Consider the following 23,168-nt stretch of genomic DNA (forward strand, 5'->3'; position numbering starts at 1 on the left):
ATGGTCGTCTTGCGCAGGTTCGTCATCGCGCTGTCCGCGGCAATGCTGCTGGGAGCCGCGGAGCCATCCGCCGCGGCCCGGGCCGCCTTCCTGCGCGGGGAGTCGGCGCTGGCGCGTGGCCGCTGGGATGACGCGGCCACCGCCTACCGCGAGGCCCTGGCCGACACGCCCGGCTATCCCTCCGCCCTCAATGGCCTGGGCAGCGTGCTCTTCCGCAAGGGGCAGGTGCAGGAGGCGCTCACGCTCTTTCGCGACGCCGCGAAGGCCGACCCCGGCTTCAAGATGGCCTGGTTCAACCTGGGCTATGCCGCGCGGAAGACGGGGGATGCGGCCACCGCGGCACAGGCCTACGAGCGCTACACCGAGCTCGAGCCCGGCGACGCGGACGGCTACTACGGGCTGGGGGAGAGCTACCGGCAGCTCGGCCAGAAGGACAAGGCGATTCCCGCGTACCAGGCGTACATCGCCCGTGAGCAGCGCAAGGGGGAGCAGGTCTGGGTCCGCAAGGCGACCGAGCACCTGAAGGCCATGGGCGCCGAGCCGCTCGCGGTTGCCACCGCGCCGGCCGCTGCGACGCCCTCGGCGGCGCCTGCCGTGGAGTCCGTGACGTCCAACCCGGCGCTGGCTGCGTCGCGCATCCGCGACGGCGACGCCTTGATGAAGGAGCGCCGCTACCGCGAGGCGGCCTTCGCATTCCTGGATGCGTCCCACGCGGATGCGGGCCATGTGGAGGCCTTGTTCAAGCTGGGCAACGCCCTGGCGGTGCTGGGCTACTACGGACAGGCGGTGGCGCAGTGGGAGCGGGCCACCGCGCTCACGAAGGACGCGGCCATCCAGCAGAGCGCGAAGGAGAACATCGACCGCGCGCGGGCGAAGATGGCGCAGGCGGGCGCTTCTCCCCAGGCCGCGGGGCAGGCACCGGGCTCCGGCCCCGTGGCTGACACGACGCGCGTGCTGGCGCGCCGGGCGTATGAGCAGGGCGTACAGCGCATCGCCAGCAAGGACTTCAGTGGCGCGCTGACCAGCCTCACCCAGGCCATCCAACATGAGCCCATGCTGGCCGTGGCCTTCGTCGCGCGAGGCAGCGCCAACATCGGCCTGCGTCGCTACGCGGAAGCTGCGGCGGACTATCAGTACGCCTTGGAGCTGGAGCCCGGCTCGGCGTCTCCGCTTTACGGACTGGCCGAATCTTTCCGCGCCATGGGCCGCACGCTGGAGGCACGCGACCTCTACGAGCGCTATGCCGCCTCCTCCTCCGCGGACGTCCGCCCCCAGCTCCAGGAGGAATCCCGACAGAAGGCGGCGCGCCTGCGTTGACCGGCAGGCAGGAAGCCTGAGGGTAGGTGGACCGTGTCAGCCCCAAGCATTAGCTTCCATGAATGACCGGGCGCGACGCGGAACCGAACGGACGGCAGGTCTTCAGGCCCCGACGGGTCTTCGCAGCGGCCATGGCCGCCGCGGGTCTCCTCTGGGTTGCCGTGCTGGTGTACCTCCTCCGATTCTTCGATGAGGTCCCGCTCAAGACCTTCCTCTCAGCGGGCTTTTTCGTCCTCTTCTTCGCCGTGTCGCTCATGTACTACGGGCGCACGCACATCGTCGTGGATGCCCGGGGCTTGACCTACCAAGGCATGGTGCGGACGCGGCGCTTCACCTTCGCGGACATCCGCAAGCTCGATGTCCTGCCCGGGCCCGTGACGGTCTACGCCATCCGGGGCAAGGCGGGCCTCGTCCACTTCACCAGCTTCTTTCGGCACCATCAGCAGCTCGCGCGGCTCCTCGTGGAGCGCGCGGGGCTGGGGCCATTCCAGGCTGAGCCTCGCGTCAGCTTCCCGTCGCGAGCAGCCACGTGACGGCCACGCCCGCTAATGCCGCCACCGCGCCCAGGCCAATCAGCCACCATTCGCCGTGAGGCTTGGGCCCGCTGGGAGGTGCCTCGGGCGTGGGCTCCACCGTGACTTCGGTGGAAGCAGGGCTGACCGCGCCGGAGGGCGATTCCTGTTCGCCAGCTGGCACGGGGGGCGGGGGCTCTTCCACGGTGGCCTGGAAGCGGAGCAGTGAGCGGCCCATTTCAATGACGTCGCCATCCGCCAGAGGAACCCGGGATTCGACGCGCTGTCCGTTGAGGAAGACGCCGTTGGGGCTGCCCAGGTCCTCCAGGGAAAATCCTCCCTCGCCGTGGTGGACGCGCGCATGCGTCCTGGACACGGCCCGGTCTCTCAGCCGCATCGCCACGTCGCTGCCCCGTCCGATGTCCGTCTGCGCCTCGGCGAGCGCATGGACGCGCCCGACATCCAGTCCCGTGAGGCAGGTGAGGGTGGCCGCGCGCGATGGGGCCGGTTCATCCGTTCCCGTCAGCAGTCCCTTGAGGAGCGCCACGGTGCCCAGCCCGCGCTCACTGACGGCCTCTTGAAGCACGCGCAGTCCCATGTCGTCGGGCAGGCCGAGCGCCTCTCCGGGAATCACCAGCCTCGGGACACCCGGGGGGACCAGCACGCCGTTGACGGAGAAGGTGCGCGCGGCCTCGACCATGAGTCGCTGCGCCTCGATGCGCAGGCTGAGAAGGCTTGGGGGCAGGCCCTCCAGTCGGATGTGGTCATCCGGGCCGCCTCCCAGGAGGTGGATGCCATCGGCGAGCTCGAAGGGGGTGGTGGAGCCCAGGTGTTCAAATTCGAAGCGCATGAGACAGCCCGGGAGCAACGGGCCGGCCGTCCCAGGAGGCCAGGGTTCCGCGGACTTGCCGTCCACGTGCGTCCCGGTGGCGATGGGCCCGTCCGAAGCGCGAGACACCCGCGGAGGAAACGCGGACCTTGCTCAGGCGGCGCGCGGCGTCTCGGAGGCCCGCGACTGGCCGGCACCGGGGCCCGTCCGCGTGCCGGGGTACACAGCCACGGCCGAACCATCCGCGACGAAGGCGGAGTTGGGCTTGCCGCGCAGGAAGGGGACGAACCTCGCGCCGTACATGCCTTCCACGTCGATATCGAGCGCCGTGTTCTCCACCCGCCACACGGACCAGCGGGGATGCTCCACGCGGTACTCCGCGCAGCCGCCGTCCCGTTGCGCGGTATAGCCCCAGTAGTGCTCGGTGATGAACTCCGCCTCCGAGCCAGGTTCGCTGGCCTGCGGCGGCCCGAGCGTCGTCGCCGCCAGGTGCTGCCACTTTCCCCCCGCCTTCCACGCATATTCGACGCGGCCAGGGGCGCCGGTGTGCGCGCCTTCCATCTCCACGACGTGCCGCATGGGCAGCGCGACATACGGCTCGTTGTAGAGCACGCGCGCCACGGTGGCGATGGCCAGTCGCGGGACGATTTCCTTCACGAACACCACGCCTCGCCGCCAGCCTTCAGGGCCGAGATGCCGCACGTAGAAGCGCAGGTTCACCTCATCGAAGTTCCGGTGGAAGGGCACGGGCAGTCCCCGCACGCGCGTGTCGAGGAACCGGAAGCCCACCATGCTGGCGAAGGTCCGGCCCTGCCAGGTGTCCAACTCCGTGTCACGGGGGACGAGGGGCCGGAGCACCTCGGGGTCCACCTCGTAGTTGAGCATGACGAGATACCGCCACTCCGCCGTGAGGAAAGGGCTCATGCCTCCGTCCTAATGCGGGGCCTTCTCCCGACGCCACCCCGTCTGACGGCGGGCGTGCCTCGCGCTCACCCCTCGCAGAAGCCGGCATTCTGCGACGAGGGAGCGCTCGGCGGAGGCCAGGTGTCCGGGCTCGCTCCATGCCCAAGCATCGGTGGCCGCGTCGCTACCAGGTCGCGCCGATGTTGACGGTGCCCGCGTAGCTGCCGCCGCTGCTGAAGTTCCGGTCGCCAATCGTGACGTCGCCGGGCGGGACGTTCGCCGCGAACTGCTGGTCCAGGAGGAAGCTGTACTGGAGCCGGGCATCGGCGGTGAAGTTGCCCATGTGGACGCGCAGGCCGCCGCCCAACGGGATGTTGCCCACCGTGTCATCCGCGAAGGCGACCGTGGGTGCCCGCACGTTGTACCGGCTGAGGCCCACGCCGCCCAGGACGTAGGGCTGCACGGGCGCGGCACCCAGGCCCAGCGTGGCCACCACGTGCGCGCCGTTTCGCACCAGGTCCGGGCCGCTCCGGGCGCCCGTCACCACGCGCTGGTCGAACTCGTTGAGGGCGCCCGAGTAGCCCAGCTCGATGCCCAGCACCTTCGTGGGCTTGATGGCCACCGTCACGCCGTAGCCAAGGCCCGGGTTGATGTCGGAGCCCAGTGCGCTCGTGTAGCCCTCGACACCGCCGCCCACCAGGAACGTCAGTCCGCGCATGTCCGCGGAGGACTCCAGCCGCTCCTGTGCCATGGCGCTCCTGCTCCCAGCACACCCACCACCGCACCCACCTTGAGTAGAGTTTTCATTCGCGCCTCCCTTGGGCCTGAACCGCCGGTTGAGGCGAGAAGATGGGAGCCACCGCTCGGCATGACAATTGCCGGGACTTCAAGGCGAGAGGGGCTCGATGGTTGCCTGCTCGCTCACCTCGTGGTGAACCCATTGGACGCGAAGCCCGCTAGGATGCGCGGCCCCGATGCGTCTCCCGTCCTCCGTCCTTGCTCCGCTGCTGGCCGTCACCTGTCTTGCCACCGCCTGTCGTGATGAGCAGGCCGGGCCGCGTCAGCAGACGCCCCGCATTCCCGCGCCCACGCAGCTCCGCACCCTGGACGCGGCGCCCGCGGACCTCACGTTCCGCAGCGGCGCGACGTTCGCCGGTGGCGCGGTGGTGTACCTGGGCTCCAAGGTGTCACCGGAGAAGGCCGCGCCCGGCACGCAGGTGAGGCTGGCCCATTACTTCCAAGCGGTTCGTCCGCCGCCGCAGGGTTTCGCCTTCTTCGCCCACGTCGTGGACCCGGCCAGTGGCGGCATGCTCACGAACGCGGACCATGAGGTACAGGGGGGCGCCGCGCCGCTGGCGTCATGGCCGGTGGGCAAGGTCATCGAGGACATCCACTCGGTGCCCATGCCGGGCACGCCCGCGCGCGTGATGCTCGGCTTCTGGCGGGGAGACTCCCGGCTGCCCGTGGACGACGCCAATGCGCATGACGGCTCGCAGCGGATGCTGGGGCCTCAGCTGGGCGGGGCCGCGCAGGAGCTGCCCGAGTACTCCGTCCCGCGCGTGAGCCAGCCGCCCACCATCGACGGCGTGCTCGACGACGCGGCGTGGAAGCAGTCCAGACCGGTGGTGCTGCGCCGGAGCTTCGATGGGAGCGCCGCGCGCCAGCGCACCGAGGCGCGGCTCGTCCATGACGGCAAGTTCCTCTACGTGGCCTTCGACCTGGATGACCCGGACGTGTGGGGCACACTGCGCAAGCGCGATGACCCCATCTACGAGGAGGAGGTGGTGGAAATCTTCCTCGACGCGAACGCGGATGGCCGCACGTACAACGAACTCCAGGTGTCACCGCACAACGTCATCTTCGACGCGTACTTCCCCGCCCGTCGGCAGGGCATGGACCGCTCCTGGGATTCAGGGATGACGTCCGCCGTGAAGGTGCGGGGCACGTTGGATGATGCCTCGGACCGCGACGAGGGCTGGTCGGTGGAGATGCAGATTCCCTTCGACCGGCTGGCCGAAGTCCCGCACATCCCGCCCCAGCCGGGTGACCGCTGGCGCTTCAACCTCTACCGGCTGGAGCACCATGACCGCCGCACGGTGGAGGGGCAGTCCTTCTCGCCCCTCTTCGTCGGCGACTTCCATGCGCTGCCGCGCTTCGGTTGGCTCGTGTTCGAATAGGGGCGCCCGCGCTCACGCGTGGGGACTGATGTCCCAGTGCGCGTCCGCGACGGACCGCTCGGTGGGGTCCCCCAGGAAGCGGAGGAAGCCGCGAAGCTCCATCGTGTCGATGAGCTCCTCCGCCTCCAACTCCGAGAAGCCGCGCATGTCCACGAGCAGGTTGCGCATCACGGACTTGCCACGGAGGTACCCGATGGGTTCTCCCGGGCCGAGCGCGTTCTTCAGGTCGGCGGTGAGCTGCTGGAGGTCGATATCCTCTGGAATCATCGGCCTCAATCTGGTGATGGGCCCCCAGCCCGCGCAACCGGCATGACCCGGGGAGAGGGCTCGTGGGGCAGGAAGGTGAGCAGGCGGACGTCCTGGCCGTCGCTTTCCACGGTGATGGCGCCATGCTGGTCCGTTCGCCAGCACTCGCTTCCCAGCGCTCGGTATCGCGCCTCCACGTCGTCGTGGGGGAAGCCGTAGCGGTTGCGCCGGCCCACGCAGAAGACGACGTGCCGTGGGCGTGTGCGTGCCAGCAGGGCTTCCGTGGAGGACGTCCGTGAGCCGTGGTGAGGGGCCTTCATCACCGTCACCGGACCCAGTTGTTCCGCCAGGGCCTCCTCGCCATCCGCCTCCACGTCGCCCGTGAGCAGCACGGTGACGTCGCCGTGGCGCACCAGGAGCACCACGCTTCGGTCGTTCGCGCCTTCCAGCAGGTCGCGTGCCTCCAACGCTGGTGGCCCGAGCACTTCGATGGTCGCCTCGCCCAGGCGCAGGGGGGGATGGCCCACCTCGACTTCCTCTACGAGCGCCGTCCCCGCCGCGGCCACCACCTGCCGCGAGAGCGGACCGTCTCCGTCGCCCGCGGGCATCCACAGTCGCTGGGTGGGAATCTGCTTCAGCGCGGATGCCAGCCCGAGCGCATGGTCCGGATGCGGATGTGACAGCACGGCGAGGTCCAGCCGGGAGATGCCGGCGTGCTTCAGGTACGGGAGGATGAAGCGCTCCGCGGTGTCCATGCCGCCTGGAACGCCGCCGCCATCCACGAGCATGTGCTCACCACCGGAGCTGACGACCACGCCGTCTCCCTGACCCACGTAGAGAAAGGTGACGCGCAGCCCGGGCTGCGGCGTGAGCACCGGTGCCAGGATGGCGGCGATGACGGCCGCGGGAGCCAACAAGCCGCCCAGCCGCCAGCGTCCCGTGCCGAGCGCCCACGTCAGCAGCCCCGCCGCGTAGAGCGCCGACAGGAAGCCCAGTGACGGCACCTCGACCGAGGCCAGCGGCGCCGCCGCGAAGAGCCGGGTGATGACCAGCAGCAGCTCGGACGCCCAGGCGCCGGCCCACAGCACCGGCGTCGCCAGCACGGGGGCAACGACGAAGAGCGCGGCGCCACCCGCGGCCAGGCCCGTGAGCAGCCCGCATAAGGGCAGGGCGACCACGTTCGAGATGAGCCCCGCGATACTCACCCGTCCGAAGGTCGCCGCGACGATGGGGAGTCCCGACAGCGTCGCGGCCGCGCTCGCGCACAGTGTCTGCGCCACCGTCTCCTGGGCCTGTCCCCACCAGCGCCGGACGCGGTGGGGCTCGGACGGGTCGGGCTCGGCCAGGGGCAGCGCCTGCCGCAGCGGCGGTGACAGCAGCACCAGTCCCAGCACGGCGAGGAACGACAGCCGCAGCGACAGGTCGGCCACGCTGGAGGGCGCCCAGGCCACCAGCACCACGGCCGCAGCGGCCAGTCCGTTGAGCCCGTCCGCGCGCCGCCAGAGCGCCAGCCCCAGCAGCACCACCGTGGCCATCACCGCGGAGCGCACCGCGGGCGGCTGATTGTCGGTGAACACAACGTAGGCCCAGACGAAGGGCACCGCCGCGGGGGCCGCCACCTGCCGAGCATCCAGCATCCGCCACCGCTCACCGGTGCGCACCACCAGCCGCCGCAGCACCGCGAGGGTCATCAGCGCCAACGCCGCCACGTGCAGCCCGCTGACACTCAACACGTGGGCCAGTCCTGCGCGAGAGAAGGCCTCTTCCCATGAATCATCCAGCGCCGCGCGTTGCCCCGCCGCCAGGGTGAGGAAGAGCGCCGCTGCATCCGTCGATGGCGACACTGCATGGACCGCCGCCGCCAGCCGCGTGCGCGTGTCCTCCAATGACACCCGCCACGCCGGGGCAGGGGAGAGCACCACCAGGCGCCGCGCGTCCATGCCACCGGTGAAGGCCACGCCCTGTCGCCGTCGCGCCGCTCCGAAATCCTTCTCACCGGGGTTCGACGGGGGCGCGTCTGGCTGCAGCTTCGTCTCTGCCCGGATACGTTGCCCGGGTAGGAGCGGCGGTGGCTCGCCGCGCAGCGACAGGTTCATCCGAAACCGTACGGGGGCCAGCGGTCCAGGAGGGACGCCAGCCCGTGCGACGGCCAACCGGACACGCGTCGTCCCGTCAAAGCGGTCCACCCGCTCCGTTTCTCCCTCGATGACGATGGCGTTGCCTTGGGTCAGCTCCGCCGGCACATCCACCTGGGATTCCCAGCGCGCCAGCCCCGCGCCCGCCGCCCAGAGTGACGCCAGCACGGCGAGATGCGCACCAGGCAGCCGGGCGAGCGCCAGTCCGAGCGCTCCCAGTAAAAGCCCACAAACGAGAAATGGTTCTGCGTACGCGCTTGTTACCGGGGCGCAGAGGGCTCCGAGTGACAGGCTCAGGGCGGGAAAGAAGAGAGGACGCGCGCCCAGGTCGCGCCAAGCATGACGTTCCACCTTCCGACCCCCACCCGCCGCCCGTCACACTGGTGCACACATCTGCCGACACCGCGTGTAGAAACCGACAACGTAGTCGGGCGCGTCCTGGGTGGTCAAGGCGTTATCGTTGCCCGTGGATGTGGTTTGTGGTAGTAGTGCCCGGCTGAAAGGCCGGGAACGAGTCTTTCAAGGAGGCAGTGAGTGCAGACCAGCTTCAAGACTGGTGACAAGGCGGTCTACCCGGGCCAGGGCGTCGGTGAAGTGATGGGTATCGAACACACCGAGGTGGCCGGGCAGCGCCAGTCCTTCTACGTGCTGCGCATCCTGGAGAACGGAATGCGGATCATGATCCCGATCAACAAGGTCGGGTCGGTCGGTCTCCGGGAGATCATCAGCGAGGAGGACGTCAAGCAGGTCTACTCCATCCTCAAGGAGAAGGACATCTCCGTTGACTCCACGACGTGGAACCGTCGTTACCGGGAGTACATGGAGAAGATCAAGACGGGCTCGGTGTTCGAAATCGCCGAAGTGCTCCGCGACCTCTACCTCCTGAAGGGCGACAAGGACCTCTCCTTCGGCGAGCGGAAGATGCTGGATACCGCGCGCTCGCTGCTCATCAAGGAGCTGTCGCTGGCCAAGGACTGCTCCGAGGAAGAAATCGAGTCGGACCTGAAGAAGATCTTCAACCTGGCCTGAGCCACAGGACTGCCGTCCAAGACTCGTCGCCCCGGGTTCCCAAGCAGGGAGCTCGGGGTTTCGTCTTTCCACGCCACATCATGTCCGCCCATGAGTGAGCCGCTGCCGCAGTCCCCCACGGAAGAGGCGCGAGCGCGCCGCATCGCGGAGCTCGAGGCCCGGTTGTCACGCCGCCGCGTGGGCGTGCGTCCCGTGGCCGCGGTCATGGCCATCGCCGTGGGACTGGTGCTGCTCGGCATGCAGTGGAAGGACTTGTCGTATTTCCTGTCTCCAAGCGTTCCGCTGACGTTGGGCGCGGAAGGGGCGTATCGCTTCGAGGCGCTCACTTCCAACCGTTACGCCCAGGTGCATGGCGTGCCCACGGTCCGGGGCGCCTATGAGCGCGCGGACGGCGCGCTGTATGTCCTCGTGGGGCTGCGCGACTCGCCCTTCGTGGTGCGCCGGCCAGCGCTCCCGGGGGAGCAGTGGACCGAAGGCCGTCCGCCGCCGCAGCCCGACCAACGTCCCTTCGCCGTGCGAGGACGGCTGCTGGCGCAAGAGGATGCCTCTCGCTACCGCGATGCCCTGGCCCTGATGGTGCGCATGGGTGAGCTCCAACCGCGGGACGGCCGGTTGTGGCTGCTCATCGAAGGCGAGCGTCCCGGCGCGGACAGGGGATTGCTGCTCGTGTGCCTGTCGCTGGTCACCTTCGTGGTGCTCAACGCGATGCTGCTCGTCAGGGGGCTGAAGCGCGGGTGAGCCGGCCGAGCTGCTCGCGGGCCTCGCGGTTGCCGGTGTCGTGCTTCAGGGCCTGCTCGAAGGCGGCGCGCGCCTCGTCCACCCGGCCCGCGGCGGCATGCTCCGTGCCGACCTGGACATGGAGCCGCGACAATTGCTTGCGCAGGGGCGGTCCGTGTTTGCTCCAGCCATGCGCCAGGGCATCGTCCACCGAAATGGCGAGCGTCAGCTGCGCAATGGCCTCTGGGAAGTCCCGCTTCGCCAGGGCCTTCTTCGCCTGCGCCTCGGCGGTCTCGAACCTCATGAGCTGCCCGTGCAGCGCGGTGAGCTTCTCCGCCTGGGCCATGTCCCGGGCCGCCGCCACATCTCCCGCTTCGTAGCGGCGCAGGACCTCGGCCTCCTTCGCGGAGGTTGCGTCGGATGGCGCCGCCGCCGAATCGAGCGCCCCAGCCGCCCGCTTGTTCGAGGACGCTGAATCCGCGCTGCGCACCCGGCGCTGGGCGTTCGCCGCGGAGTCCGCGCCCCTCATCGCGAGCGCGCTGGAGGAAGCCGCGTCAGCGCCTTGTGTCTGCCGCTGGGCGTTCGCCGCCGAATCGGTGCTTCCCGCCGTGCGCTCGTTCGAGGGGGCAACGGCCATGGGACGCACCTGCTTCGTGGTGCCCCGAGCCACGTTCAGGGCGCTGATGCCCGTGGCCTTGGGCGTCAGGGGCGCGTCCTCCTCTTCGGGAGGCGGATTCTCCGGGGTGCCCGTCGCGGCTACAACCACCGTGTCGCCTGTTTTCTCGGCGCTGCTGGCTGCGGGCACTTCCATATCGACCCGCGTGGGCGCACCCGACACGACCACGGTCGGCGAAGCGGCGGCCGCATTCCGGGGGGCCGCCGGTGGCGGGGCGGGAGAGATGTGCTCCGTGCCGCCGGCCATCCGCATGGAAAGCAGTGCGATGAGCGCGGCCACACCTGAACCCAGCGCCGCGGCGCCCAGGGCCACACCCACCGTGCTCAAGGCCCTGCGCGAAGGCGGCTTGTCGTCGTGGGAGACGGCGGGCACACCCAGGGCGGGGGTTCCACCGGGGCCGCGCAGGCGCAACAGGGCATTGCCGAGGGACACCTCGTCCCCCGGCATCAGCTCGACCTCCGAGGTAATGCGATGGCGGTTGAGGAAGGTGCCGTTCTGGCTGCTGAGGTCTTTCAGGAAGAAGCGCTCGCCGCGGCGGGTCAGGTGCGCATGCCGGCGGCTGATGGACGGGTGCTGCAGGCGGAGGTCGGACGAGGAGGACCGCCCGATGACCAGCGCCCCCTGTTTGACGGGCACCAGCTGTCCGGCGCCGGGGCCTCGCTCGACGTACAGGAAGGCAGCCGCGTACCCGGGGTCCGAGTACTCATTCGAGGTGTCGAAGCGGGAGGCGAGCTCGCGGTCGCTGTTGGCGCGCCCTCCCGGGCCCTGGCGCCGGCTGCGGCGGGAGCCCGCGGGAAACTGGGGAACCCGCTGGGGACGCGGGTCGTCAGCCTGGAGCGGATCCACCTCGTCGTCGTCGAAGGGCAGCTCCACGTCTGAATCCTGGGGCGCCTGCGTACCGGGCGGGCGGGGCGGCCGAGGGGGCCGCTTTGGGTTCGGTGGAGCCATGATGCCCATTCTCCCAGATTGGGGGCGGCGACGAACCCCTCGCGAATACTGGCCTGTCCACGACCCGAGACTCTAGAGTGAGGGACACACCCACGCCTATGGACCCGAGAGGATTGCCGCACGTGACCCCGCCCGCCATCCGGCTCTTCAACACGATGACCATGCAGAAGGAGCTGCTGCAGCCCGCCATTCCTGGCGAGGTGGGGGTCTACGTCTGTGGTCCTACCGTCTACAGCTACATTCATATCGGGAATGCCCGCACCTTCACCTCCTTCGACGTGGTGGTCCGCTATCTCCGTCACCGGGGCCTGAAGGTCCGGTACGTCCGCAACTACACGGACGTGGACGACAAAATCATCAAGGCGGCTGCGGAGACGGGGGAGACCCCGGTGGCGCTGGCGGCGCGCTACGTGGAGATCTTCCGCGAGGACACCCGGGCGCTCCACCTGCTGGAGCCGGACTTCTCGCCGCGGGTGAGCGACCACCTCCCCGAAATCATCGCCATCATCCAGAAGCTCGTGGACAAGGGCCACGCGTACGCCTCCCAGGGCGACGTGTACTTCTCCGTGAGCAGCGACGCGGACTACGCGAAGCTGTCCAAGCGCAACCTGGACGAGCTGTGCGTGGGCGAGCGCGTGCAGCCGGGTGATCAGAAGCGCGAGCCGCTCGACTTCGCCCTGTGGAAGGCAGCCAAGCCGGGAGAGCCCGCGTGGGAGAGCCCCTGGGGCCCCGGCCGTCCGGGCTGGCACATCGAGTGCTCCGCCATGAGCGCGAAGTACCTGGGTGAGACGTTCGACATCCACGGCGGCGCGCTGGACCTCATCTTCCCCCACCACGAGAACGAAATCGCCCAGAGCGAGTCCGCCAACGGCGTGACCTTCGCCCGGTATTGGATGCACTGCGGCTTCCTGGACCTGGAAGGCGCGAAGATGTCCAAGTCGCTGGGCAACGTGGTGCGCCTGCGCGACGCGCTGACCAAGGTGGACCCGGAGGCGTTGCGCTTCTTCTTCCTCGCCACGCACTACCGCCACCCGCTGTCGTTCTCCGACAAGGCGCTGGCGGATGCGGAGACGCGCATGGAGTACTTCTACGAGACGCTCCGCAAGGTGGACGAGCGAATCTCTGGGAAGGACTTCGGCAAGGGGGCCCTGCACGGCGACCCGCAGCGTTTCTTCAGTGAGTTCGAGTCCGCCATGGACGACGACTTCAACACCGCGGGCGGCCTGGGCGCGCTGTCGGGGCTCTTCGGGATGATGAACGAGCTGACCGACAAGCCGCCCGTGAAGGACAAGGCCCTGGTGGGCCGCACACTGCAGGCGCTGCGTGAGGACGTGCGCAGGGTGTCCGGCGTCCTGGGCCTCTTCGAGGACGCGCCCGATGCGTGGCTGCTGCGCCGCCGGGAGCGCGCCGTGCGCGAGCGCGGCATCGACGTGGCGGAGGTGGAGCGCCTGCTGGGCGAGCGCACCGCTGCCCGCGCGGCGAAGGACTTCGCCGCCGCGGACCGGGTGCGAAGCGAGCTGAAGCAGAAGGGCGTGGAAATCATGGACACGCCCGCTGGCACGACGTGGAAGGTGGCGCCGCTCCAGGGCTGATGCAGTGCTTCGGGTGTCCCGGGCTTCGTGTTAGGGCTCGGGACACCATGATGCGCTCGCTGCTCCTGCTTCTCGCTCTCTGCTCTGCTCCGGCGCTCGCGCAGCGCGTGCAGTTGACGACGCCCGCGGAGAAGTCCGCGTCCGGTGTCATCGCTCCGGAGGTGCTGCGTGCGCACGTGCGCTTCCTCGCGAATGACCTGCTGGAGGGCCGTGGTCCCGGCACGCGGGGGGACGCGCTCGCGCAGGCGTACATCGCATCGCAGTTCGAGGCGCTCGGGTTGCAGCCGCTGGGCACGGATGGCTCGTACCTGCAGCCCTTCGACCTGGTGGGCGTCACCAGCAGCCCCAAGGATTTGTCGTTCCAGGCGCCCCAGGGCGCGGTGCACCTGAACTTCCACCACGACTTCATCGCCGTGTCCGGCGTGCAGGCCCCCGAGTCGAAGCTGGATGCGTCCGAGCTCGTCTTCGTGGGCTACGGCATCCAGGCGCCCGAGTACCAGTGGGACGATTTCAAGGGGATGGACCTGCGCGGCAAGACGCTGCTCATCCTCAACAGCGACCCGGAGGATGACCCGCAGCTCTTCGCGGGCAAGACCCGGCTCTGGTACGGCCGCTGGGATTACAAGTACGAGCAGGCCGCGAAGATGGGCGCGGCGGGCGCCATCATCATCCACACCACGCCGAGCGCGGGCTACCCGTGGCAGGTGGTGCAGACGTCGTGGACGGGAGAGCAGTTCGAACTGCCCGCCGCGGAGGGGCCGCGCCTCCAGGTGAAGGCCTGGACGACCGAGCAGGCCACGCGCCGGGTGTTGCAACTGGCGGGCAAGGACCTGGGCGCGCTGTGGGCCGCCGCGCAGAAGCGCGACTTCCAGCCGGTGCCGCTCGGGATGACGGTGTCGTCGCGCCTCACCAACACGGTGCGCCGCAGCCCCACCGCCAACGTGCTGGCGCTGCTGCCTGGGAGCGACCCGAAGCTGTCCCAGGAGGTGGTGCTCTACACCGCGCACCATGACCACCTGGGCCGCAAGGAAGGCGGCAAGCCGGGCGAGGACACCATCTACAACGGCGCGCTCGACAACGCGTCCGGTGTGTCGGCGATGCTCAACATCGCCAAGGCGTTCAAGGCCCTGCCCAAGGCTCCGCGCCGCTCCATCCTCTTCGCCGCCGTGGCCGCAGAGGAGCAGGGGCTGCTGGGCTCGCAGTATCTGGCCGAGCACCCGCCCGTGGCCCACGGCCGGGTCGCCGCCAACATCAACATCGACGGCGCCAACATCCATGGCCGCACCCGCGACCTCACCGTCATCGGCCTGGGCAAGTCCAACCTGGACGCCACGCTGGTGGCCCTGGCGAAGACGCAGGGCCGGGTGGTGAAGGCGGACCAGCTGTCGGACCGGGGCTTCTTCTACCGGTCGGACCAGTTCAACTTCGCCAAGCGAGGCATTCCCGCCGCGTACTTCGGCAGTGGGATGGACTTCATCGGCAAGCCGGAGGGCTGGGGCAAGCAGCAGCGGGAGGTCTGGGAGTCGAAGCACTATCACCAGCCGTCGGACGAGCTGCGTCCGGATTGGGACTTTTCCGGCGCGGTGGAAGACGTCCGCCTGTTCTTCCTGTTGGGCGCCCATGTCGCCCGGCAACCGGAGCTGCCGCGCTGGAACAAGGGGGATGAGTTCGAGGCTGCCCGGCTGCAATCCCTGGAAGCGCTGAAGCGACAGGACACTTCGAAGTAGCGCGGTCACGAACATCCGGCCTTCCCACCCGCGCGGTGTTAAGTCTCGCGGGTATGTCGGACTTTCAGCTCGTCAGCGAACACAAGCCCGAAGGCGACCAGCCAAGGGCCATTGGCGAACTCACGCAGGGCATCCTGCGGGGTGACCGCTACCAAACCCTGCTGGGCGTCACCGGGTCAGGCAAGACGTTCACGATGGCGAACGTCATCGCCAACGTGCAGCGGCCCACGCTGGTGATGGCCCATAACAAGACGCTGGCCGCGCAGCTCTACGGCGAATTCAAGGCGCTCTTCCCGAACAACGCCGTCGAGTACTTCGTCTCGTACTACGACTACTACCAGCCCGAGGCCTACGTTCCGTCGACGGACACCTTCATCGAGAAGGACTCGTCCATCAACGACAACATCGAACGGATGCGCCACTCGGCCACCCATTCGCTGCGCACGCGGGACGACGTCATCATCGTCGCCAGCGTGTCCTGCATCTACGGCCTGGGCGCGGCCCGCAGCTACGTGGACCTGGCGGTGCGCGCGGCGGTGGGCGAGGAGATGGGCCGCGACACCTTCATGCGCAAGCTGGTGGAGGCCCAGTACAAGCGCAACGACCTGGACTTCCATCGCGGCACCTTCCGCGCGCGCGGCGACACCGTCGAGGTGTTCCCCGCCTACGAGGAGGAGCGGGCCGTGCGCGTCAGCTTCTTCGGCGACGAGGTGGAGCGCGTCACCGAGTTCGACCCGCTGCGCGGCGTGACGCTGGGCGCGCTGGAGAAGATCGTCATCTTCCCCGCCAGCCACTACGTGGCCGAGGAGGACGTGCGCCGGCGCGCGATTCAGACCATTCGCGACGAGCTGTCCGAACAACTGCAGACGTTCAAGCGCGAGGGCAAGCTGTTGGAGGCGCAGCGGCTGGAGCAGCGCGCCATGTTCGACCTGGAGATGATTGAGCAGGTCGGCTACTGCAGCGGCATCGAGAACTACTCCCGGCACTTCTCCGGCCGCGCGGCGGGAGAGCCGCCTCCGTGCCTCATCGACTACTTCCCGCGCAACCTGCTGGTGATGCTCGATGAGAGCCACCAGACGGTGCCGCAGATTGGCGCCATGTATCGCGGCGACCGGGCGCGGAAGGAGACGCTGGTGGGCTTCGGCTTCCGCCTGCCCAGCGCGCTGGACAACCGCCCGCTCAAGTTCGGTGAGTTCGAGGAGTTGGTGCCCCAGGCCATCTTCGTCTCCGCGACGCCGGCCGAGTACGAACTGCAGAAGTCGCAGGGCGTGGTGGTGGAGCAGATCATCCGCCCCACCGGCCTGACGGACCCGGAGGTGGAGATTCGCCCCGTGGGCAATCAGGTGGACGACCTGCTGGAGGAGGTGCGTCAGCGCGTATCCCGCAGCGAGCGCGTCCTGGTGACGACGCTCACCAAGCGCATGGCGGAAGACCTCACGGAGTACTTCTCCGACGTGGGTGTGCGCGTGCGCTACCTGCACTCGGACATCGACGCGATTGAGCGCATGGCCATCATCCGTGACTTGCGCAAGGGCGAGTTCGACGTCCTGGTGGGCATCAACCTGCTGCGCGAGGGCCTGGACATCCCCGAGGTGTCCCTGGTGGCCATCCTGGACGCGGACAAGGAAGGCTTCCTGCGCAGCCACGTCTCCCTCATCCAGACGATTGGCCGCGCGGCCCGTAACGTGAGTGGCCGCGTCATCATGTACGCGGACAACGTCACCGACTCCATGAAGAAGGCCCTGGAGGAGACGACGCGCCGCCGCGACATCCAGCGCGCGCACAACCAGGCGCACGGCATCACCCCGCGTTCGGTGAAGAGCAACATCACCGACCTGTCCGAGCACGCGGCCTACGAGGCGGGTGACGTGGGCGCCCTGCCGATGGCGGCCGAAGGCGAGGACGACGTCCTCCAGCCGAAGGAAATCAAGCGGCTCATCGAGGAATTCACCAAGGAGATGCTCGCCGCCGCGGACGAGATGCAGTTCGAGAAGGCGGCCGAGTATCGCGACCGCGTGCAGCTCTTGAAGGACATGGACCTGGGGCTGAAGCCGGCATCGCGCTCGCTGCTGCGGGCCCCGGCGAAGGCGGCGGAAGCGGAAGCCCCGAAGAAGGGCCGGGGGCGCGGGGGCGGCGGACGCTCCGCGCGGGCCCGGAGCCGCAAGTAGGCGGGGGCTGGCATGGACGCGAAGCTCCTGGAGAAGCTGGACGCACTGCCCACCGAGCCCGGCGTGTACCTGATGAAGGACCGCCGGGGTCAGGTCATCTACGTCGGCAAGGCCATCAACCTGCGCAGCCGGGTGCGCTCGTACTTCAACCGTACCGGCGACACGCGCGTCTTCGTGTCCTTGTTGGACCAGTTGCTGGGTGACCTGGAGACGGTGCTCGTCAGCAACGAGAAGGAGGCGCTGCTTCTCGAAAACGAGCTCATCAAGAAGCACCGGCCGCGCTTCAACGTCCTGCTCAAGGACGACAAGCAGTTCATCTCCCTGCGCCTGGACCGCACCCAGCCCTATCCGCGCCTGGAAGTGGTGCGCAAATACGAGCGCGACGGCGCGCGCTACTTCGGGCCCTATTCCAGCGCGGGAGCCATTCGCGAGACACTGCGGGTGGTCAACCGCTTCTTCCGCCTGCGTACGTGCACCGACCATGTGCTGGCCAACCGCAAGCGGCCCTGTCTGCTGCACCAGATTGGCCGCTGTCCCGCCCCGTGCGTGTACCCGGTTCCCCAGGAGGACTACCACCGCAGTGTGGACGAGGTGGTGATGTTCCTGGAGGGCAAGGCCGGGGAGCTGGTGGAGGGCCTGCGCCTGCGCATGAAGCGCGCCGCGCAGGAGCTGAAGTTCGAGGAGGCCGCGCGGATACGGGACCAGCTCAGCGCCATCGAGCGGAGCCTGGAGCGCCAGAAGGTCGCCACCACCGACTTCAAGGACCAGGACGTCTTCGCCTTCCACCGGGAAGGGGACCGCATCCTGTTCTACGTCCTGTGGGTCCGGCAGGGCCGGCTCAACGGCGGGCAGGCCTTCCCTTTCGGCAGCCAGGAGTTCCCCGACGAGGAGCTGATCGCCTCGTTCGTCAACCTCTACTACGACCAGGGCAGCTTCGTGCCGGAGGAGGTGCTGCTGCCGCTGGAGCTGGAGGACGGCACCGGAGGGCTCGAGGCACTCCTCACGGAGCGCAAGGGCGAGCGCGTGCGCGTCCTGGTGCCCAAGCGCGGGGAGAAGCTGGACCTGGTGAAGATGGCCGCGAAGAACGCCGAACAGGCCTTCGTGGAGCGCCGCCGCACGAAGGACGAAACGGACAACGTGCTGTCCCGGCTCCAGCAGCGGCTGGGGCTGCGCAACTTCCCGCGCCGCATGGAGTGCTTCGACATCTCGCACTTCCAGGGTTCAGCCATCGTCGCGTCGCAGGTGGCGGTGACGGACGGGGACGCGGACAAGTCGCGCTACCGGAAGTACAAGATCAAGACGCTGGAGAAGCAGGACGACTTCGCCAGCATGTACGAGGTCATCTCCCGCCGGCTGAAGCGGGGCCTGGAGGATAACGACCTGCCGGACCTGCTCGTCATCGACGGTGGCAAGGGGCAGTTGGCCAGCGCGCACGCGGCGATGAAGGACGTGGGCGTGGATTCGGTGGACGTGGTGGGTCTGGCCAAGAGCCGCGACCTGGAGGTGTTCGACCGCGACGCGGAGAGCGCCCGGAGCCCCGAGCGCGTCTTCGTGGTGGGGCGCAAGGACCCCATCGTCCTGTCCCAGAACTCGGCGGAGATGTTCATGCTCACGCGAATGCGGGATGAAGCCCACCGCTTCGCCATCACCTTCCAGAAGCAGGTGCTGCGCAAAAGCCGGGTGCGTTCGGCGCTGGAGGACATCCCCGGCGTGGGCGAGACGCGGCGCAAGCAACTGCTGCGGCACTTCGGTTCGCTCAAGCGGGTGGGGGACGCCTCCATCGAGGAGCTCGCGGAAGTCGTCGGACCGGCCATGGCGGAACGCGTCCATGCGGGCCTCCACGGGCATCCAGAAGAGGATGCGGAAGATCCCGTACGGGAGGCTTCCCTTGACGACGCGCACGAACCCGTCGACGAAAAAACGCAGGGAGGGTCGCCACCCGGGGCAGCGTGATTAATTTCCGCTGCAGACCTGATGGGAAGTGCGCTGGAAGCGCGACGTTCCTGGGGTTTTTCATTGCGACTGGGCTCGGCGCTGAACTATAGCGGTTGACGATTCCGAGCACGTTTCACAGAGGGCGAGGGACCGACATGAGGCTGTATCCGAAGGTGATCCCGATCATCTCGCGCGAGGCCATTCAGCAGCTCATGCAGGACGCGGACATCGAGGTGGAGCCGATGCGCGTGGCCGACGCCGAGATGGACCTGTCAGCCATCATGCGTGAGTACCTTGCGAACGAGGAGCGTGTGAACCAGGCGACGCGTGAAGCGCTGGAGCGTCGCGGCTACGACTATTCCAAGTTCAACCAGGTGAAGCGCGAGATGGCGGACGTCCGCGGCTTCAAGATGGGCGACGAGGGCATCGAGTACGTCATCAACCAGATGATTGAATTCCTGCTCATCAGCCGGAACGTCGAAGAGGTGTTCTCGGCGGATAACGGGCTGCGTCAGAAGATCTTCGCCGTCATGAAGCGTCACCTCGACGTGGACGACGAAATCGACAAGGAAGCCCGCTCCCGCCTGAAGCACCTGCAGGAGGGCACCAGCGCCTTCGACATCGAGTACAACAAGACGGTCGAGCAGATCCGCAGGGCGCGCGGCCTCATCTAGTTCGCAGGAGTGGGGCATGCCGTTCCCCGCTCCGCTGCCTACCTTGTAAACCAAGGAGGTAGCGTCGATGGCGGGACCCTTCACCACGTTCGTTCTGTCCGGTTTGCTGGCCACGGCGCCAGGCGGGTTCACGTTCGAGGGCCGCGAGGCCAGCGCGAGGACCGAGCAGCCAGACGGCTTCTTCATCCAGGGCTCACTTCCCTTCACGGACCTTGCTGAAAGCGGCACGGGGAGCGCGTCGCTGACGGTGGAGGACCGCGTGTCCCTTCCGGGCGCCACCTTTGGGGATAAAGGGACGCTGGAAGCGTCCTTTCGCCTGGGGGCCACGGAGTACCGGGTAGAGCTGACGCGGCCCGGTTTCCCGCCGGAGCAGGGGCAGGGGGGCTCGGGCCCGCTTCCTCGCCCGCCTCGACATGCCATTGGCGGCGGCGTGTTGCTGGACGTCCCGCTCTATGGGGACAGTGGCCTGGGCTGGACGGCGATGACGCGCACCCACGCCGCGGTGGCGGTCTGGGGTGTGGGCAGCGTCTGGCGCAACGGGCAGCTTCTGACGGACACGGCCTTCGTGCACGCGGCGGCGCTGGCCGCTGGCGCGTACGCGGATGACGACACCCACCGGCTGCTGCGGCAGGCTCGCTACGACGACACGGAGCTCGTGGTGCTGGTGTGGAACCTCCCGCCGCAGCTCGAGCCGCGCGGCTTCATCCAGTTCGTGTTCGAGGACGTGGCCATCGACGTGGGCGGCACCGCGGTGAGTTCGCGGCCCTTCGTGGAGAACACGGGCAATCCGCCGCTGAGCTGGCGCTCGCTGACGCCAGTACCGCTCTCCGCCACGGTAGGGGCGCCTGTCACCGCGTCGCCTCCGCCCGCGCCGTCGGCCATCGGGGGCGGTGGGACGGCCGGGTTGGCCGGCACGGCGACGCTTCAGGGTACGGGGCCCGTCACGCGGGTGGCGGTGCCGGCGACGGCTCCAGGGCGCCTGGCGACTACGCCCGTGCCGACCACGACGGTGCCAGGGGCGCCGGTGACGCCTGAGGTCATCAGTGGGGGCCTGCCCGTACCGACGGTGACGAACACGCCCGCGACTTACTCGGGACAGCTTCCGGTGACGCCGTTGGATGGGACCACCGTGGTGGTGGGGACGCCTGGGAGTGGCACGACGACGGGGGCGTTCGCGACGCCGCCCACCACGTCCACCTTTGGTTCGTTCACGGTGCAGCCGCTGGCGCCGGGCTCGTTCGATGCGTTTGTCGGTACGGGGCAGTCCAGCGCGGGAATCATCGCCACCGAGCCTCCGCTCAACTCGAATCCGGCCGTGCCGCCGCCGGGGCTGCTGAGCACGCCGGCGCCGCTGAATGCCGGGACTCCGGCGCCGTTGCTGGGGACGCCCGCGCCGCTCAACGCCGCGCCAGCGCTCCCGCTGCCCGCTACGCCTTCTCTCGTGCTGGGGCCCGCGACGACCGCTCCCGCGCCCGCCGCGCCTGCTGCGGCGGGTCCTTGAGTGGATGTTCCTAACGACAAGGCTGCCTGGGCGATTGGCAGAGGTCGCGTACTGGCGCTTGTGTGAGTCGGCTCATGCTCGCGACGTGGAGCCGGTCCTACGACGAGGCTTCGCTAGTGGGCATGAGCGACGACGCGCTGGCGCGGGCCGTATCCTGCTCTCGGCCTGCAGCGGGCACTGCATCGACGTTCGCGGCCGTGCGCTGGCACTGCCTGCGGCTGGGACAGGCGAAACAACGTGGCTTCTCAGCTGAGTGTCAGCGGCTGCGCACCGGCGCATGTGCCAGCCGACTCATGCTCGCGGCCTGGGACAGGCGCTTGCGCAGCCGCACGACGGCGTCATGGAGTGAATCCAGCTGCTGAAGGACGCGCAGGTCATCACCCGAGTCCACCAGCGCGGCCGGTGTCACCGCTTCCGTGCGAAGCGTGTCGAGCAGGTCCGTGAAATGGGCCTCCACCTCGCCAAGCGCGTCCAGTCCCTCACGGAGGTCATCCTCCAGCAGGTCCACGAGCACAGCCGCGTCAGTGCGCGCAGGCAGTGAGCGGGCGAGCTGTTCCACCGCCACCCGGACCGGGTCTGCACGGCGCGACGGCGTAGGGGCGACGAGGGTCAGGGCCGGAGGGGGCATGGCCTCGACGCTACAGGCAGGTAGCACTCCGTCAATTTTCCAGTCAGGGCCGAAGCCCGGCGCGCCGACGCGCACCGACCCTCAGAGCGAACCCAGGAACTTCACCAGCGCGGCACGGTCCGAGGCCCCCAGCCCGCGGAAGCCCTCGCGCGCGGGCTCGGCTTCGCCGCCGTGCCAGAGGATGGCTTCCTCCAAGGTCCGGGCGCGCCCGTCATGCAGATAGCTCGCATACGGCAACACCGTCTGCGTCAGCCCCAGGCCCCACAGCGGTGGGGTGCGCCACTCGGTGCCCGTCGCTGCTCCGTCCGGACGCCCATCCGCCAGCCCCACGCCCATGTCGTGCAGCAGCAGGTCCGAATACGGATGGATGCGCTGATGCGCCACCTCGGCCACCGGGTGCGCGCCCGTCTCCAGCGTCTCGCGGTGGCACCGCTCACAGCTGAGCGAACGGAACCGCGCCTCGCCTCGCAGGACCTCCGTGTCCTCCAGCGACGCCCGCGCCGGCACGCCCAGCGACTGTGAATAGAAGATGGCCGCGTCGAGCTCGTCCCGGGGCAGCTCGTACGAGCCATCCGGCTCCGGGAAGAGGTGCGTCGTAATCCCCATGTCGTTGAAGTACGCCTCGGCGGACTGCTGGAAGAGGTCCGGACTGTTCGCCTTCCATCCGAAGCGACCCGGCACCAGCGCACGGCTCGCCACGTCCCAGACCTCGTTCACCCGTCCGGAGACGCCATCCCCGTCACGGTCATCAGGGTCCGCCAGTGCGCGCAGCGTGGCCAGCGGCACGGCTTCCAGCAATCCCAGCCCGAACACGGGAGGCGGCAGCCTCAGGGACACCTGCATGTCCGGTGGAAGCGCGGAGCCATCCGTCGGCTGGATGTTCACGCGCGGCGCGCGCAGCGAGTACGGCGTGCCATCCGCGTACTGCCCTGGCGTCTCCACCCACGACAGCGTGACGGACGCGGCCGGACGGACGCCGTAGTTCGACTGGTCCCGAATCTGGAGGCCCAGGCCCGGAACGGGCACCGCGCCGTGCGGATGCGCTGGTGTGCCCTCGGGGAGGCTGACGCGCACGAGCAACTGCGTGCGCTGCGGCCCAGGCCCCATGACGGGCATGCCTCGCCCGTTGCGCAGGTGGCACCCGTTGCACGAGGTGTTGTTGAACACCGGCCCCAGCCCCGGGTTGACGCGCGCGGGGGCGGGGATGAACACGGCCGCGAAGGCCGCGTCACCCGCCCGGTGCAAGGCGTCGTTCTCCGAGGACAGGTTCGGCGCGGGTTGGGCGAAGGCGAGCGACGTCCGGTTGTCGATGGTCGTCTCACCCCCGGCCCTCGGCGGGGCCGGGGGCCGTCCGGGTGCGTTCTCGCCACAGCCAGTGGCCAGCAGCGCCAGCCCGGCCATCATCCACCTTCGTCTCATCGCGCTTCGCCTCACTCGCGCTTGTCGCCGTGCCC

19 protein-coding genes are annotated in these 23,168 nt (G+C 68.9%); 11 read left to right on the plus strand and 8 right to left on the minus strand.

Going from position 1 to position 23,168, the window contains the following annotated elements:
• Together OZ403_RS13390 and OZ403_RS13395 are read left to right on the plus strand one after the other, a co-directional pair.
• Nucleotides 1-1,317 carry a tetratricopeptide repeat protein gene (locus OZ403_RS13390; RefSeq protein WP_174258752.1) on the plus strand — a complete coding sequence of 439 codons (1,317 nt, stop codon included), beginning with the start codon at nt 1-3 and terminating at the stop codon, nt 1,315-1,317.
• A gap of 62 nt (nt 1,318-1,379) precedes the next feature.
• Nucleotides 1,380-1,850, plus strand: a complete 471-nt coding sequence (locus tag OZ403_RS13395; RefSeq protein ID WP_268784367.1) for a PH domain-containing protein — start codon at nt 1,380-1,382, stop codon at nt 1,848-1,850.
• On the opposite strand, the gene OZ403_RS13400 is transcribed toward OZ403_RS13395, so the two are convergent.
• The 3 genes from OZ403_RS13400 to OZ403_RS13410 form a co-directional block, all read right to left on the minus strand.
• Nucleotides 1,822-2,679, minus strand: coding sequence for an FHA domain-containing protein (locus OZ403_RS13400; protein WP_140798010.1), 858 nt, complete (start codon nt 2,677-2,679; stop codon nt 1,822-1,824). The two genes, OZ403_RS13395 and OZ403_RS13400, sit on opposite strands and share 29 nt — an antisense overlap.
• A gap of 132 nt (nt 2,680-2,811) precedes the next feature.
• Nucleotides 2,812-3,582 carry a YqjF family protein gene (locus OZ403_RS13405; RefSeq protein ID WP_140798011.1) on the minus strand — a complete coding sequence of 257 codons (771 nt, stop codon included), beginning with the start codon at nt 3,580-3,582 and terminating at the stop codon, nt 2,812-2,814.
• Nucleotides 3,583-3,745: 163 nt separating this feature from the next.
• Complete coding sequence (locus OZ403_RS13410; RefSeq protein WP_268784368.1) at nt 3,746-4,312, minus strand: hypothetical protein; 567 nt, start codon at nt 4,310-4,312, stop codon at nt 3,746-3,748.
• 223 nt (nt 4,313-4,535) lie between these two features.
• Between OZ403_RS13410 and OZ403_RS13415 the strand changes: the two genes are divergently transcribed.
• The gene (locus OZ403_RS13415; protein ID WP_140790074.1) at nt 4,536-5,738 is read left to right on the plus strand and encodes a carbohydrate-binding family 9-like protein; all 1,203 of its coding nucleotides are present in this window, start codon (nt 4,536-4,538) and stop codon (nt 5,736-5,738) included.
• 12 nt (nt 5,739-5,750) lie between these two features.
• On the opposite strand, the gene OZ403_RS13420 is transcribed toward OZ403_RS13415, so the two are convergent.
• Together OZ403_RS13420 and OZ403_RS13425 are read right to left on the minus strand one after the other, a co-directional pair.
• Entirely contained in the window at nt 5,751-6,005 is a 255-nt protein-coding gene (locus OZ403_RS13420) for a hypothetical protein (RefSeq protein WP_174258753.1), read from the minus strand.
• A gap of 5 nt (nt 6,006-6,010) precedes the next feature.
• Nucleotides 6,011-8,470 carry a DNA internalization-related competence protein ComEC/Rec2 gene (locus OZ403_RS13425; protein ID WP_268784369.1) on the minus strand — a complete coding sequence of 820 codons (2,460 nt, stop codon included), beginning with the start codon at nt 8,468-8,470 and terminating at the stop codon, nt 6,011-6,013.
• Nucleotides 8,471-8,653: 183 nt separating this feature from the next.
• Between OZ403_RS13425 and OZ403_RS13430 the strand changes: the two genes are divergently transcribed.
• Both OZ403_RS13430 and OZ403_RS13435 read left to right on the plus strand, forming a co-directional pair.
• Nucleotides 8,654-9,148 (plus strand): CarD family transcriptional regulator, encoded by a 495-nt coding sequence (locus OZ403_RS13430; RefSeq protein WP_013939202.1) that lies wholly within the window; start codon nt 8,654-8,656, stop codon nt 9,146-9,148.
• A 90-nt stretch (nt 9,149-9,238) separates the two neighbouring features.
• The gene (locus OZ403_RS13435) at nt 9,239-9,886 is read left to right on the plus strand and encodes a hypothetical protein (RefSeq protein WP_140790080.1); all 648 of its coding nucleotides are present in this window, start codon (nt 9,239-9,241) and stop codon (nt 9,884-9,886) included.
• Here the strand turns inward: OZ403_RS13435 and OZ403_RS13440 are convergent.
• Nucleotides 9,864-11,414, minus strand: a complete 1,551-nt coding sequence (locus OZ403_RS13440; protein WP_268784370.1) for an FHA domain-containing protein — start codon at nt 11,412-11,414, stop codon at nt 9,864-9,866. The two genes, OZ403_RS13435 and OZ403_RS13440, sit on opposite strands and share 23 nt — an antisense overlap.
• Nucleotides 11,415-11,587: 173 nt before the next feature.
• Here OZ403_RS13440 and cysS point away from each other — a divergent pair, with 173 nt between their 5' ends.
• From cysS to OZ403_RS13470, 6 genes are all read left to right on the plus strand, one after another.
• The gene (gene cysS, locus OZ403_RS13445) at nt 11,588-13,081 is read left to right on the plus strand and encodes a cysteine--tRNA ligase (RefSeq protein WP_174258754.1); all 1,494 of its coding nucleotides are present in this window, start codon (nt 11,588-11,590) and stop codon (nt 13,079-13,081) included.
• A 47-nt stretch (nt 13,082-13,128) separates the two neighbouring features.
• Nucleotides 13,129-14,808, plus strand: a complete 1,680-nt coding sequence (locus OZ403_RS13450) for a M28 family metallopeptidase (RefSeq protein ID WP_442929775.1) — start codon at nt 13,129-13,131, stop codon at nt 14,806-14,808.
• A gap of 53 nt (nt 14,809-14,861) precedes the next feature.
• Nucleotides 14,862-16,976 carry an excinuclease ABC subunit UvrB gene (gene uvrB / locus OZ403_RS13455; RefSeq protein WP_140790084.1) on the plus strand — a complete coding sequence of 705 codons (2,115 nt, stop codon included), beginning with the start codon at nt 14,862-14,864 and terminating at the stop codon, nt 16,974-16,976.
• Between the two features lie 12 nt (nt 16,977-16,988).
• Nucleotides 16,989-18,929, plus strand: coding sequence for an excinuclease ABC subunit UvrC (uvrC, locus tag OZ403_RS13460; RefSeq protein WP_140798019.1), 1,941 nt, complete (start codon nt 16,989-16,991; stop codon nt 18,927-18,929).
• Between the two features lie 137 nt (nt 18,930-19,066).
• Entirely contained in the window at nt 19,067-19,585 is a 519-nt protein-coding gene (locus OZ403_RS13465) for a DUF507 family protein (protein ID WP_140790088.1), read from the plus strand.
• Nucleotides 19,586-19,652: 67 nt separating this feature from the next.
• Entirely contained in the window at nt 19,653-21,086 is a 1,434-nt protein-coding gene (locus tag OZ403_RS13470) for a hypothetical protein (RefSeq protein ID WP_268784371.1), read from the plus strand.
• 256 nt (nt 21,087-21,342) lie between these two features.
• Here OZ403_RS13470 and OZ403_RS13475 read toward each other — a convergent pair whose 3' ends face one another.
• Both OZ403_RS13475 and OZ403_RS13480 read right to left on the minus strand, forming a co-directional pair.
• Nucleotides 21,343-21,714, minus strand: a complete 372-nt coding sequence (locus OZ403_RS13475) for a hypothetical protein (protein ID WP_171410244.1) — start codon at nt 21,712-21,714, stop codon at nt 21,343-21,345.
• A gap of 81 nt (nt 21,715-21,795) precedes the next feature.
• Nucleotides 21,796-23,133, minus strand: coding sequence for a di-heme oxidoreductase family protein (locus OZ403_RS13480; protein ID WP_268784372.1), 1,338 nt, complete (start codon nt 23,131-23,133; stop codon nt 21,796-21,798).
• Nucleotides 23,134-23,168: the final 35 nt, after the last annotated feature.

The organism is Myxococcus sp. NMCA1 (assembly GCF_026810205.1).
Taxonomy (GTDB): Bacteria; Myxococcota; Myxococcia; order Myxococcales; family Myxococcaceae; genus Myxococcus; species Myxococcus xanthus_A.